11 protein-coding genes are annotated in these 13,560 nt (G+C 60.7%); 5 read left to right on the top strand and 6 right to left on the bottom strand.

The window, feature by feature from the left end:
* Positions 1-136: 136 nt before the first annotated feature.
* On the bottom strand, positions 137-730 hold the full coding sequence (locus AC1DK3_RS14110; protein ID WP_477192807.1) for a PRC-barrel domain-containing protein: 594 nt from the start codon (positions 728-730) through the stop codon (positions 137-139).
* A gap of 323 nt (positions 731-1,053) precedes the next feature.
* Between AC1DK3_RS14110 and gyrA the strand changes: the two genes are divergently transcribed.
* Positions 1,054-3,798, top strand: coding sequence for a DNA gyrase subunit A (gene gyrA, locus AC1DK3_RS14105; protein ID WP_477192806.1), 2,745 nt, complete (start codon positions 1,054-1,056; stop codon positions 3,796-3,798).
* A 167-nt stretch (positions 3,799-3,965) separates the two neighbouring features.
* Here the strand turns inward: gyrA and AC1DK3_RS14100 are convergent, their stop codons facing one another.
* Positions 3,966-4,715: a Crp/Fnr family transcriptional regulator gene (locus tag AC1DK3_RS14100; protein WP_477192805.1), complete on the bottom strand. Its 750-nt coding sequence runs from the start codon at positions 4,713-4,715 to the stop codon at positions 3,966-3,968.
* A gap of 261 nt (positions 4,716-4,976) precedes the next feature.
* Here AC1DK3_RS14100 and AC1DK3_RS14095 point away from each other — a divergent pair, with 261 nt between their 5' ends.
* Together AC1DK3_RS14095 and AC1DK3_RS14090 are read left to right on the top strand one after the other, a co-directional pair.
* The gene (locus AC1DK3_RS14095) at positions 4,977-5,657 is read left to right on the top strand and encodes an OmpW/AlkL family protein (protein WP_477192804.1); all 681 of its coding nucleotides are present in this window, start codon (positions 4,977-4,979) and stop codon (positions 5,655-5,657) included.
* A gap of 156 nt (positions 5,658-5,813) precedes the next feature.
* Positions 5,814-6,797 (top strand): cation diffusion facilitator family transporter, encoded by a 984-nt coding sequence (locus tag AC1DK3_RS14090; RefSeq protein WP_477192803.1) that lies wholly within the window; start codon positions 5,814-5,816, stop codon positions 6,795-6,797.
* Between the two features lie 444 nt (positions 6,798-7,241).
* On the opposite strand, the gene AC1DK3_RS14085 is transcribed toward AC1DK3_RS14090, so the two are convergent.
* Positions 7,242-7,778, bottom strand: coding sequence for a single-stranded DNA-binding protein (locus AC1DK3_RS14085; protein WP_477192802.1), 537 nt, complete (start codon positions 7,776-7,778; stop codon positions 7,242-7,244).
* Positions 7,779-8,226: 448 nt separating this feature from the next.
* Here AC1DK3_RS14085 and AC1DK3_RS14080 point away from each other — a divergent pair, with 448 nt between their 5' ends.
* Both AC1DK3_RS14080 and AC1DK3_RS14075 read left to right on the top strand, forming a co-directional pair.
* The gene (locus AC1DK3_RS14080; RefSeq protein ID WP_092865282.1) at positions 8,227-8,595 is read left to right on the top strand and encodes a YkgJ family cysteine cluster protein; all 369 of its coding nucleotides are present in this window, start codon (positions 8,227-8,229) and stop codon (positions 8,593-8,595) included.
* Between the two features lie 657 nt (positions 8,596-9,252).
* Positions 9,253-9,645 (top strand): GFA family protein, encoded by a 393-nt coding sequence (locus AC1DK3_RS14075; RefSeq protein ID WP_477192801.1) that lies wholly within the window; start codon positions 9,253-9,255, stop codon positions 9,643-9,645.
* Between the two features lie 21 nt (positions 9,646-9,666).
* Here AC1DK3_RS14075 and AC1DK3_RS14070 read toward each other — a convergent pair whose 3' ends face one another.
* From AC1DK3_RS14070 to AC1DK3_RS14060, 3 genes are all read right to left on the bottom strand, one after another.
* Positions 9,667-11,217: a DHA2 family efflux MFS transporter permease subunit gene (locus tag AC1DK3_RS14070; protein ID WP_477192800.1), complete on the bottom strand. Its 1,551-nt coding sequence runs from the start codon at positions 11,215-11,217 to the stop codon at positions 9,667-9,669.
* On the bottom strand, positions 11,217-12,260 hold the full coding sequence (locus AC1DK3_RS14065; protein ID WP_477192923.1) for an HlyD family secretion protein: 1,044 nt from the start codon (positions 12,258-12,260) through the stop codon (positions 11,217-11,219). The genes AC1DK3_RS14070 and AC1DK3_RS14065 overlap by 1 nt, the downstream gene beginning before the upstream one ends.
* Positions 12,261-12,742: 482 nt before the next feature.
* Positions 12,743-13,360: a hypothetical protein gene (locus AC1DK3_RS14060; RefSeq protein WP_477192799.1), complete on the bottom strand. Its 618-nt coding sequence runs from the start codon at positions 13,358-13,360 to the stop codon at positions 12,743-12,745.
* Positions 13,361-13,560: the final 200 nt, after the last annotated feature.

Here is a 13,560-nt window from a genome sequence, read left to right as displayed (position 1 = left end):
CCCATGGCGATTAGGAATTCGCCGGGTAAATTTCTTTTTGAAGCGGTTCTTGAGCATTTAACGCAAAAAGCCCCGGCAGCGTTCCCGCCGGGGCTTTCATCAAAGCAATGTTCGAATGTTTTGAGCGTGCTCGCGGTCAGTTGGCCTTCGGCGGGTCCGATGGATGCGTCACGTCTTTTGCCTTGTCGAGAGCTTCGCGAGCCTCCTCCTTGGCCTTTTCGAGCGCAGGCCCTGCCGCCTCCTTTGCGGATTCGTAGGCTTCCTTCGCGGCTTCCTTGGCCTTTTCGTAAGCGGGGCCCGACTTGTCGCGGATCTCGTCGCTCTTGTCGGCTGCGCGTTGCAGCCAGCCGATCGGCGGATGGGCGCGCTTGTACTGAGGTGCAGCGTTGAGCGAGTCTATCGTCGCCGAGGGCATCGTGACGTTGATTTTGCCGCCGGCCGCTTCGATCCCGAGCGACGGCAGGCTGACGGCGACCTTCTTCTCGCCGACGCCGAGCAACCCGCCGACGCCGATGATCACGCCGACGATCCTGTTTTCGCTATCGACGACGAGGTCTTCGACGTCACCGATGATCTTGCCATCCTTGTCGTGAACGTTCGCTCCGAGTAGACGGTCCTTGGCGAGATATTCCGTGGGCTTCTGTTCGGCGAAAAACGTCTCGTCGGCGAGTGCCGGCATCGCGCCGGCGATCAGCGCGCCAAGCGCCAGAGCCATGATCTTGGGAGTCATTTGCATGTCCTTTTGGGGTAACGGGCGGGCTCGATAAGGTGCCGCGCCGCCCGCGCTGGCGAGCGAATCTGTTGCCACCCGCGTGGGGCTCAGCCTGTAGATCGCGAGTATGTCTGCAGCAAGTCGTCCACATGTTCCGATCCGGGCCCCGGACGCTCATGCAACGCATTGTTTTGACGAAGTTTTTTTGACCGCTGAGGGGCCGTGGCACGACGCCGCGCGAGTGGCTTTCACAATTCATTTCTGCTAGAGTATAGCTACGATTTTTGCACCGGCCGCCGGCGCATCCAGCCCGCCCGATTTTACCCCAGAAAGAGCTCACTTTGACCGACCGAAGCGACGACGACCAACCGGCTGGCCGCGAGCCGAGCGACATCCGTCCAATCTTGATTTCGGACGAGATGAAACGCTCCTATCTCGACTATGCGATGAGCGTCATCATCTCCCGCGCGCTGCCCGACGTGCGCGACGGTCTGAAGCCCGTGCACCGGCGCATCCTCTTCGCGATGAACGAGCTTGGGCTCGCCTGGAACAAGAAATACGTCAAGTCGGCGCGTATCGTCGGCGAGGTGATGGGCAAATACCATCCGCACGGCAACCTCGCGATCTACGACGCCCTCGTCCGCCTCGCGCAGGACTTTTCGGTCCGCGTTCCCCTCGTCGACGGCCAAGGCAACTTCGGCTCCATCGACGGCGATCCTCCGGCAGCCGAGCGCTACACCGAATCCCGCCTCGCCAAAGTCGCGACCTATCTGCTCGATGATCTCGACAACGACACGGTCGACTTCAAGGACAACTACGACGGCCAGCTGAAAGAACCGTCCGTCCTACCCGCGAAGTATCCGAACCTGCTCGTCAACGGGGCCGGCGGTATCGCCGTCGGCATGGCGACGAACATTCCGCCGCACAATCTCGGCGAAGTCATCGACGCCTGCATCGCCGAACTTGAAAATCCCGAGATCACGCTCGACGAGCTTGCCCAGATCATCCAGGGGCCAGACTTCCCAACGGCGGGTATCATCCTCGGCCGCGGCGGCATTCTCTCCGCCTATCACAAGGGCCGCGGCTCGATCATCATGCGCGCCCGCGTTGTGACCGAGAATATCCGCAAGGATCGCGAAGCTCTGATCGTCTCGGAAATTCCCTATCAGGTCAACAAGCGGACGCTGATCGAAAAGATCGCCGACCTCGTGCGCGACAAGAAGATCGAAGGCATCTCCGATCTCTGGGACGAATCGAACCGCGAAGGTATCCGCATCGTCATCGAATTGAAGCGCGATGCCGTCGCCGATGTCGTCCTGAACAATCTCTATAAGTACTCGGACCTCCAGACGACGTTTGGCGCCAACATGCTGGCGATCAACGGCGGCCGTCCGGAAAGCCTCAATCTCAAGGACTTTATCGTTGCGTTCACCCACTTCCGCCAGGAAGTCGTGACGCGGCGGATCAAGCACCTTCTCAACAAGGCGCGCGATCGCGCCCACGTTCTCGTCGGCTTGGCGATCGCCGTCGCCAATATCGACGAAGTCATCAAGCTCATCCGCCACTCGGCATCTCCCGCCGAGGCGAAAGAAGGATTGATGGCCCGCGACTGGCCGGCGAGAGATATGATTCCGCTGGTCCAGCTCATCGCCGATCCGCGCCATACCGTTTCTTCCGATGGCACCTACCGCCTCTCCGAGGAGCAAGCGAAAGCAATTCTCGAATTGCGGCTCGCCCGCCTCACCGCTCTCGGCCGGGATGAAATCGCCGATGAATTGAACAAGATCGCGACCGAGATCAGGGAATACCTGGAAATCCTCGCCTCGCGCGCCCGCGTCGTCGATATCGTCAAGGGCGAGCTGACATCGATCAGAGACGAATTCGCGACGCCGCGTAAAACCGAGATCATGGATTTCGACGGCGACGTCGACGACGAAGACCTGATCCAGCGCGAAGATTGCGTCGTCACGGTGAGCCACAAGGGCTACATCAAGCGGGTGCCGCTGGCGGCCTATCGCGCACAGAGGCGCGGTGGCAAAGGCCGCTCCGGCATGTCGACGCGTGATGAGGATTTCGTCACTCAGCTTTTCGTAACGTCGACGCATACGCCCGTGCTGTTCTTCTCATCGCGCGGCATGTGCTACCGCATGAAGGTCTGGCGTCTCCCCGCCGCATCTCCGCAATCGCCCGGCAAGGCTCTCGTCAACCTCCTGCCGCTCGCAGAAGGCGAAGTCATCACGTCGATCCTGCCGCTGCCGGAGGATTCCACCACCTGGGGCGAACTCGAGCTGATCTTCGCGACGCTGTCCGGCAACGTGCGCCGCAACGCGCTCGCCGACTTCGAGAGCATCAACCGCAACGGCAAGATTGCGATGAAGCTCGACGAGGGCGATCGTATCGTGCAGATCGCCATCGCCAAGCCCGGCCAGGACGTCCTGCTGACGAGCGCGGAAGGCAAGTGCATCCGCTTCCTCATCGGCGATGAAATCCGTCTCTTCAAGGGACGCGACTCGACGGGCGTTCGCGGCGTCCGGCTCGAAGAGGGCGACGTGCTGATTTCGATGGCGATCCTCGACCACTTCGATGCCTCCGCCGAAGAACGCGCCGCATACCTGAAGCAGGCGAGCGCACTGCGCCGTTCGGAGGAAGCCGAGGACGCCGAGACCGTGCCGGAAGCGGACGCGGAAGAAGTGAGCGCCGACGCCGTGACACTGAGCCCCGAGCGTTTCGCGGCCATGCAAACGGCCGAGCAGTTCGTGTTGACCGTTTCGACCAAGGGCTTCGGCAAGCGCTCGTCGTCGTTCGAGTTCCGCACGTCGGGACGTGGCGGCAAGGGCATCGTCGCGATGGTTGTCAACGATCGCAACGGCCGTCTGCTCGCATCCTTCCCGATCGGCGGCAACGATCAGATCATGCTCGTGACCGACGGCGGTCAGCTGATCCGCTGCCCCGTGCACGACATCCGCATCGCCGGACGCAACACCCAGGGCGTGCGCATCTTCAAGACGGACGCCGATGAAAAGGTCGTCTCCGTAGAGCGGATCCCCGAGGATGAGGCGGAAGAACGGGAAGTCGTCTCGGAGTGACCGTCACGATCACTCTGTCGTCATCCCGGCGTAGGCCGGGATCTGTCCAAGCTTGAAAGTTGCGAAGAACTTCTGTTTGAACGGATCCCCGCCTTCGCGGGGATGACGTGGTGCGAGAGCTTTACTGACCCGGGCATGAGCGTGAGCCGAAACGAAGAATTTGTCCGTCAGCGAGTAAGAGCTGGCTTTCCCGCTTCGTGCAACTTGATGATCGACTCGCTGAGCGGACATTTTGCTGCGAGCGCCGACCAGTCGCGAACCAATATTTGGAAGCGGCCTCGGCGCTCGATGATGTTCGCTGCGGCGAGCGCCGAAAATGTGCGCGAAACCGTATCGGCGTTGAGTGAAAGATAATCGGCAATACTGTAGCGCGATAGCGGCAGCTCGAACGAGATCGACCGGCCGGACGGAATTCCGAGCCGGGTTCCGCTCTCCACGAGGAACGCCGCTACCCTCTCTTCCGAATTCAGCGCCGCCATCGCCGCCGCATGCATCTGCTGTCGCGCATTCTGAGCGTTGAGACGCAGAAAGATCGTTTGCCAGAGCTGATTGTCACCGATCGATTCTTCGGCAAACGCCGTCGTCGTGATCTTCCAGAATTCGGCCGACCGTTGCGACGTCAGCGCAAGCCCGGGCAGCGGCGCCTGAAGTTCGGGAACGAAAACGTCGCCGGGATAGAGCAGCGCAGTGATGACGCGGACGCCGGAAACAACCGCGCATTCGATGCCGACCACGCCTTTGGCGACGACGTAGACGAAGCCGCTGCCAAGCGCCGCAAGCGCGGAGAAATTGCCAAGGCGCACGAACTGCGCGCGCCCTTGAAGCCTCATCAATGGCATCAGTTCCGCATCGGCTCTGACGCGCTCGCCGGCGCGTTCGCCGCTTCTGGGCGCGGAGTTGTAGGCCATCATGGACATGCAGCTATCGACTCCGGGGCGCTCGACTTCTTGATTGGCCGTTATCGCCCGGACAAGCGGAGGGGCATTTGATGTGAATCAATAAAGGCCGTGTCGCGCGTGTCACAGACATCGAGATCGCGACATCGATCTGACGCCGGTCAGAAGACAGCGTCCGAGGGCTCTGTGCGCTCGGCGGCGAGGCACCGATAACCCCATGAGAGACCGCTGAGTCGACAAATGTCTCGGCGGGACAGCAGGAACTCTGAGGGGAGCCGACGGATGCGAAGAGTGGGAATAGTTGTACTTCTGGCGCTTGGGCCATCGCTGAACGTCGCCAAGGCAAACGCCGGCGACTATAGCGGCGACACGCTGGTGCGCGTGCAAGGCACGCTCGTCGCGCCGGACTCGAGCGCGAAGGTCAATATAGATCCGGGTGCCGATGCCCACGTCAGCACCGAGTGGATACCGACCCTGACGCTTACCCACTTCTTCACGAAAAACGTCGCCGCCGAGCTCTTTTGCTGCTTCGGGCGCTTCGACGCCAAGGGCGAAGGCAATCTCAAAGGTGCAGACCTCGGCAGCTTCTGGGTGTTCCCGCCGATCCTGACACTCCAATATCACTTCGATCCGGTCGGCGGCTTCAAGCCCTACGTCGGCGCCGGCGTTCAGTACATTCACTACTTCGACGGCGGACGCAGTGATCTTGGGGGCGCCAAAATCAGCCTCGACGATTCCTGGGGTTTCGCGCTGCAAGGCGGCGTCGACGTTGAAATCGGCCGGGGCTGGTACCTCAACGCCGACATCAAGAAAGTCTGGCTCGATACCGACGCGTCTTGGAAAGACACCGGCGTCAAGGCCGACGTCGCGGTCGACCCGCTCATCGTATCCGTCGGCGTCGGCTACCGCTTCAATTTGGCGGACCTCCTCGGCTCTCGGGCAGCCCCTGCCCCGCTCAAATAGCGCTCGCGCGCCGACCACGCGATCGCTCGCCTTGAGGCCTGGAGAAATCCGGGCCTCTTTTTTGTGCGTGCACGACGCATGCGTTTGAACGGCCTGGACGCTCCAGCCGCGTTTCAGCTAGGGATGGGATAGGGCTCGAAAACGAGGAGACCGAGAGTGGAAGCAGGCGGATCGAAGGGCGTTATTTTCGTCGCGTTCGCGTGCAATCTCGGCATTGCGATCGCGAAGTTCCTGGCGGCTGCCTGGACCCAGTCATCGGCGATGCTCTCGGAAGCGATCCACTCCGTCGTCGATACCTCGAACCAGCTGCTGCTCCTCCTCGGCATCAACCGCGCAACGCTGCCGCCGGATGCGCAGCATCCCTTCGGCCACGGCAAGGAAATCTACTTCTGGAGCTTCATCGTCGCGATGGTGCTCTTTTCGCTCGGCGCCGTGGTCGCGATCTACGAAGGTATCGATAAGGTCCTCCACCCGCATCCGCTCCAGAACGTTTTCATACTTTACGCGGTGCTCGTTGTCGCGATGCTGCTCGAAGGCTATTCGACCGTGAAGGCGGTCGGCGAATTCAATAAGAGACGCCAATCGTCCGGGCAGGGATTCGTTGTGGCGCTGCGAGCCTCGAAGGACCCGACGCTCTTCGCAATCGTGCTGGAAGACCTGGCTGCGATGATCGGCTTGACGATTGCGCTTCTCGGAACCATGGCGGCCCATCTCGGCGGATACGATTGGGCAGATGGCGTCGCTTCGATCCTGATCGGCTGCGTCCTCGCCTGCGTCGCGATCTTCATGTCGAGCGAAATCCGCTCGCTCATCGTCGGCGAAGCGGCATCCCGCCCCGTTCAAACCGGCATACGCGAAATCATCGAAACGGAAACAGGCTCCGGCAAACCGATCCGTAGGATCAACGAGATTCGGACGATGCACCTCGCACCTCAGGACATCCTGGTGACGGCGAGCGTCGATTTCGATGATTGGGTGAGCGCGAGGACCGTCGAGGAAGTGACGGCGCGACTACAGAAGGCGATCAAATCACGCTACCCGGACGTGCATAATCTCTACATCGAGGTGCAGTCGGAGCAGACGTTCGCAGCGAGCAAGAACGCGTCTCATGTCCAAGTCGTTGGCAGCGCCGCCCACTGATACGCAGAACGCTGCGATTCCGCCAACGACTGTCCCTCTGTCCAAATCCGAAAACTCCGCCCGTCGCGGCCCGCGCCCGGGGGGAATTAAGAGGCGACATCGCGTCAAACAATAACGGGCTGACTAAACGCCCATGTTGACGCCAATTCAAAACAAACTCGCGTGACGAGCGGTTCCTCTACATCGCGCAAAGCCCACGCGCAGTTGGCGGCTCCCCAGGGGAGTCGCCAAGTTCAAACCAAACCATCGTCGCCTGCGCGAATTAGAAATCTGGCGTTGCCACAAGACCGTGCGTGACGGCCGGCTCCGCGAAGCGGAGTCGTCACGCACCAACTCAAACTTCCGCTCGTGGCGGCCGGCTCGCAGAACGCGAGTCGCCACGAGCAAACTCTATCTTCCGCACTTGGCGGCCGGCTCCCCAGAGGGGAGTCGCCAAGTGCAAACTTAAAACGGAATCTCGTCGTCGATCGCCTTGTCGAAGCCGCCCTTCGGAGCGCCTGTCTTGGCGACGCGGCGCGTCTCGCCACCGCCTGAGCTGCCACCACCTGAGCTGGAGGAGCCGAAGCCGCCGTCGTTACCGTAATCGGCGCCGCTCTCCTGCATCCCGACCGATGCGCCACGACCTCCACCGGCGCCATCGAGCATCGTCAGCGTGCCGCTGAAGCCCTGAAGCACGACCTCGGTCGAATACTTCTCGGCGCCGCTCTGATCGGTCCACTTGCGCGTCTGCAGCGCGCCCTCGATGTACAGCTTCGCGCCCTTCTTGACGTATTGCTCGATGACCTTGCAAAGCGGCTCGCTGAAGACGACGACGCGATGCCACTCGGTCTTTTCCTTGCGTTCGCCGGTTGCCTTGTCGCGCCACGTATCGCTCGTCGCGATGCTCAAGTTGGCGATCGGGCGACCGTCTTGCGTGCGGCGGATCTCAGGGTCCTTGCCGACATTGCCAACCAGAATGACCTTATTGACCGACCCTGCCATTCGTTCGTCTCCTTAAATGAAATGCGACGACCGCCAGACCGCAAACGCGATGGCCGCCAGACCGCAGCGCCGACGGAGTTTCTACACGCCGGCACCAATTGAGTTGCATCGACACGCCGCTCAAGGAAGCGGAATCTCTCCGCCGATATTAAAGGCTCGTCGACCGGCCTTCTTCCAATCATTTACCGTTGTCCACGGCCTTAGCGTCTGAAGTCTAGACGCCCACCAGACAGCGGCTCGTTCTCCAATTGTTCTATACAGGAAACCGCCCCATCCGCGCAAGTGGGGTCGTGCAGAGCCCCGCAGTGACACTGCGAATCCTCACCCCCCGCCCCAGCCGCCAAATTGTGTTGCGGCGCCAGGAATGTCTTCTTGACTGACATGCAGCATCGTCTAGGCCGTTGTAGATAATAGCGCGAGCGCGCGCCGTCGGAGCACCACGCCGCAAATGGCTCACTACAATTGCCTCAACTGTCCGGGATATTGCTGTTCGTATCCGGTTATCGCGCTGAACAAGCGCGACGTCGAACGCCTCGCCAAGCATTTCACGCTGAAATACGAAACGGCGAAACGGCGCTTCACGCGCGAAGGCCACGGCCATAAATACCTGATGCGTCGCAAGGGCGATAAAATCTACGGCCGCATCTGCCAGTTTTTCGACACCAAGGAACGCCGCTGCACGATCTATAAGGCGCGACCGGCCGCCTGCCGCGATTATCCGGGCCACGGCCGCTGCGGATATTACGATTTCCTGATGCACGAGCGCCGCTGCCAGAACGACCCGACGTTCGCCGCGATCACCAATCATAAAGACTGAGAGAACTCCCCGCGCGTGGCGGCCGGCTCACCGCAGGGGAGTCGTCACGCGCAATCAAAAACACTTCGCGTGGCGGCCGGCTCGCGGAACGCGAGTCGCCACGCGCAATCAAAAGAGAAAACCCCGCCGAATCCTCAGATCACGCGCGGGGTTCTAACCTTCGATGGATGGCCCAGATTATAACCGGACCTTGATTAGGGATGCGGTTTCCGTCAGGTCGCCGCCCTCACAAATAATCCAAATTGTTGTGGAAACAGCCCAGCCAAGCGCGGCCAAGTTCTCGAGAGCGCTCACCTTAGCTGCTGACCTCGCGAACGTCCTCGAGGTCTCGCCTGATAACCCGGTGGAGTCATCTCCTCTCCTCGCAAGATTGCGCCGTCACGCCTGCTACCTACCGCGTCAGTTCGGGGCCCTTACGCGCTCACGAACAGACGCGGCTCGCTTTCCAAACCGCAGCTCATCGGCCCATCGACCGAGACGCATTTACCGGAACGGTCGACGAAAGCAGCACCGTCACAATACAAATGTGTGCTTCAAAACTCTTGTCGTCAACCCGTCACGAAGCGGAAATCGATCACAATATCGCCCGCGCATATTTCCTCTGTTATGTAGCCGTACTCGCGTCAGGACTGAAATCATCAACGAAAGACGACAACAATGACAGCAAAGAAAAGCGGCGGTTGCCTCTGTAAAAGCGTGCGCTTTGAAGTCAACGGCGCGCTCAATCCCATTCTGGCATGCCACTGCTCGCAATGCGCCAAAACGAGCGGTAACTTTGCGACAATGACGAGCACCGCTGCCGGCAACGTTTCGATGTTGTCCGACGAAGCGCTGCGTTGGTTTCAATCGTCCGAGACGGGGAACAGGGGCTTCTGCTCGCGCTGCGGCAGCAATCTGTTTTGGAAGCAAACAGATGCCCCCGACATCTACATCACTGCCGGAACACTCGACCAGCCGACGGATCTCAAGATCAGCGGGCACATATTCGTCGCGTCGAAATCCGACTACTACGACATCACCGACGGCTTGCCGCAGAAAGACGAGTGGTGACGATCGGCTGACGGGGGCGCGTCACGTCGCGCGCTCCTGGGCTCCAGTGGGATGCGCCTTCACCGGCTTCGTATGGCGCAGCAGGAACACGAGCGGCATCGACAGGATGGCCAGGTACATCATGAGCCGGAAATTATCTTCATAACCGATGTTCTGCGCCTGGGCGTTGACCAGCTCATTGACGATCGCTTTTCCCTTCTCCGTATGCAGATCGATGACCGAACCGAGATCTTGGACGCCGCGGCTGTAAGGCGAGATGTGGCTGGCGAGGTCCGAATGCATGATGTCCGAATTTCGGGTCAACAGAACCGACGTCACCGAGATCCCGACACTCGATCCGACATTACGCATCAGGTTGAAGAAACCGGTGCCTTGCGCGTTGAGCGCATCGGGCAGCGTCACAAAAGCCACCGTACTGAGGGGCACGAAGACGAAGCCGAGACCGAAACCCTGGATGATCCCGGTCTCAATGATCGTAGCTTGCGAGATATCCGCCGTGAACTGACTCATCTGATAGAGAGAGAGAGCGGTCGTCGCGAAACCGAAGAGCAGTAGATACTTGCTGTCGACGACAGACATTAGCCGTCCAACCAACAGCATCGCCACCATTGTGCCGAGCCCCCGCGGCGCGAGCACCAATCCGGCCGTCATCACCGGATAGTTCAACAGATCTTGGAGGTAGGGCGACAGCAGGGACAGCGTGGCGAACAGCACGGCGCCGACGATAAAAATCAGCACATTCCCCATCACGAAATTGCTGTCGACGAATAATCGGCCGTCGAGGAACGGCTTTCGCGCCGTCGCCGTGTGAACGATGAAGAGATAGAAACCGAGGACGGCGAGCGTGAACTCGGTCTTGATTTCCGTCGACGAAAACCAGTCCAGTTGCTGGCCACGGTCGAGGAAAAGCTGCAGCGCGCCGATCCCGAGGGCAAGCATTCCGAAGCCCATCCAGTCCAGCTTTTCGGAAGGTATTTTGTCCCTTTCCGCCAGAAAGAACCAACTCAGCACAAACGCCAGGGTGCCGAACGGCAAGTTGACATAGAACACCCAGCGCCAGTTGTAATTCTCGGTCAACCAGCCGCCCAACGTCGGGCCGATTACCGGCCCCAGAATTACGCCGAGGCCGAAGATGGCCATCGCCGGTCCCCGCTGAGAGAGCGGATAGCTATCGAGCAGAACAGCCTGAGACAACGGGACGAGTGGCGCGCCGAACACGCCTTGCAGCGAGCGGTAAGTGACCATCTCGCCGATGCTCGTGGCAGTCCCACACAGCATTGAAAAAGTAATGAAGCCCGCGATGCAGGTGAGAAACACCGGGCGGCGGCCGAAACGCGCATCGAGCCAGCCCGTCGCCGGCGTCATGATCGCAGCCGCGACGATGTAGGAGGTGAGCACCCATTCGATCTGGTATTCGGTCGTTGCGAGACTGCCCTTAATGTACGGCAGCGCGACGTTGGCAATCGTCGAATCCAGCGCCTCCATCAGCGCCGCGAGCATCACGCAAAGTGTTACGAGGGCACGTGTCGAACCCGTCAACGGTGCAGGTGCTGCTGCGGCGGTGCCGGTCATCAGCTGAACCCCACCAATCCGGTCAGGTAGCGCCACAGCGTGCCGAGCGTGCGGTGATAGCCGGTATCGATCGTGACCGTCGCGCTGGCGCCGGCGCGCATCACGACGTTCGGGTCGGGCTTCGTGACGACGAGCCGAACCGGCATGCGCTGCACGACCTTGACCCAGTTGCCCGACGCATTCTGAGCCGGGATCAACGCAAACACGGATCCGCTTGCCGGCGTGATGCTTTGAACATTCGCCTGCAGCGTCTGCCCCGGATAGGAATCGAGAACGATCGTCGCCGGATCTCCGACCTTGATGTGCGTGAGATCCGTTTCCTTGATGTTCGCATCGACCCAGGTATCTGACCCGATCAACGAGAAGGCCGCCGCCCCGACGGTCAGATAGCTCCCCGGCTGGATGTTCTCGACCCTCGTGGCGGTACCGGCGAAGGGCGCGAGGATACGGGTCAGACGCACATTGCGCTCAGCCAGAGCCACCTTCGCTTTCGCCGCCAAATAGCTGGCGTGCTGCTCGATGGGCACGTCGACGCTACCGCCGAGGTCCGCCAGAGTGGCGGCGGCAGTGGATTCTGCCGCACGCACCGACTGCTGGGCCACGCGCAAAGACTTCTGCGCCTGATCGAACTGCGCCTCCGTTGCCACGGCATCCTTCACCAGCGCACTGATGCGATCGAATTCCTGTTTGGCGTAGACGACGTCAGCCTTCGCCTGCGCCACATCCGCTAGATTCTGTTTGTAGGTCGCGACGAGCGCGCTGAGCTTATGGCTGACGGTTAGGAGATTGGCCTTGGCCTCATCCAGCGTGATCTGAAACGGCTCCGGATCGATCACGAACAGCAGCTGGCCTTCCTTCACGACTTCGTTCGGCCCGACGGCAACCCGGCTCACTTGGCCCGCGACCTGCGGATTGATGGTGACATTGGCGGCGTGGACGTAGGAATCTTCCTCGCTGACATACGTGCCGCCGGTCAGATAAAGCCAAAGCCCGATGCCGATGGCGACGAGCGGACCCAGGATCAGCAATGTACGCCGTATCACCGGATGCTTCGGCTTTGTGTCGTCATCCGCGACGCGTTTGGCTTTGAGATCGGTCGAGCTCACAACGGCGCTCCAGCGGTCGCCCCCTAAGGGTAGCCCCCCAAGACACGTCCCCCTGAGACACGTTCCCCTGAGACACGTTCCCCTCACCCACGCATCGCGACGGCAGTTTCGGCCCCACTGAAGGCTGGCTTCCGCCTAGAGCGGAACACAAGGCAAGCAGAAATCCGCGCTGCCTCGAAGGAACAACCCTACCCAGCCATTATGAAGCTGGCAGGAAAAGAGCAATGTTCCATTGAGAGAGTATCAGTCCCGGAGTCTTGCGGGACGACTGCCTGAGTTGCTGGGTATTTGCTAAAACGAGGCGCAACTTCGTTGCAACGAGAGCCGAGGCTTCTAGCGGCTCGCCGCTCCCATCATCTTCGGCGCCGGCGGCCGGCTCCGCGAAGCGGAGTCGCCGGCCGCCCAACTAAGACTCCCGTTTATCTGATCGGGCACGCCTTATCGCACGGCACCGGCTCGCTCTTCTCGACCGAGCCGCGGAAAATGGAAACCGTTTCCTTCACGCATTGCCCGCCCGACTGAACGACGCGAACAATGTTATCGCCAGCCTTGCCCTGGCAAAGCACGGCGGCATCCTGCGCGACTTCGAAAGGCTGAACGCTCGACGCCTGCGCATCATCGGCAAAGGCGCGCGATATCAGAAGATCGACGAGGCTTCCCGTTTTCGCGGCCGGCTTCGGCAATTGCTCGAACGCGATCCACTCGTAGTTCACTTGGCCATCGGGGCTCTTCACCCGGATCGAGATGTCGCCGGTCTTCGAACACGAGCCGACATCGACCCGCCCGTTGCCTTGCGTCGACAGCGACCTGTAGTCGATCTTGCAATCGAAATTCTTCTCGAGCAGCTTGGCTTGCGCCAGCCGGTGATCGACTTGGTTGAACGGCACGTCGTTCTTCCACGAGAAATAGAGATTGCGAGCGGTCGGAACCGCGGCCGCAACGGAAACCGCGAGCACGAGCAGCTTGACGACCGAAATGCTCCGGTTCACCGGATGCGCCGGATGCGCAAGATTCAGCAGAGATGGAGCTTCGCTCATTGATATGCCCTCCCGGTAGCGACGCTTGACTGGTTTCGGCGAGCCTTACAGTGACGTCAAGGCTGAATGCTGACGGCTTGCTGACAGACCCGTGAACGGACGCCCGGGAGGAAACATTCTCCGCGGGCGGGGCCGAACCGCGCTTCCCGGCCGCCGGGGATTGCCGCCCCACCGGCAGCCGGCCCCAAAAGCGTGTTAAA

Source organism: Hyphomicrobium sp. 01T421 (assembly GCF_056398805.1).
Note: the sequence above shows the minus strand (reverse complement) of the source record. Positions and strands in the feature narration are given on the sequence as shown.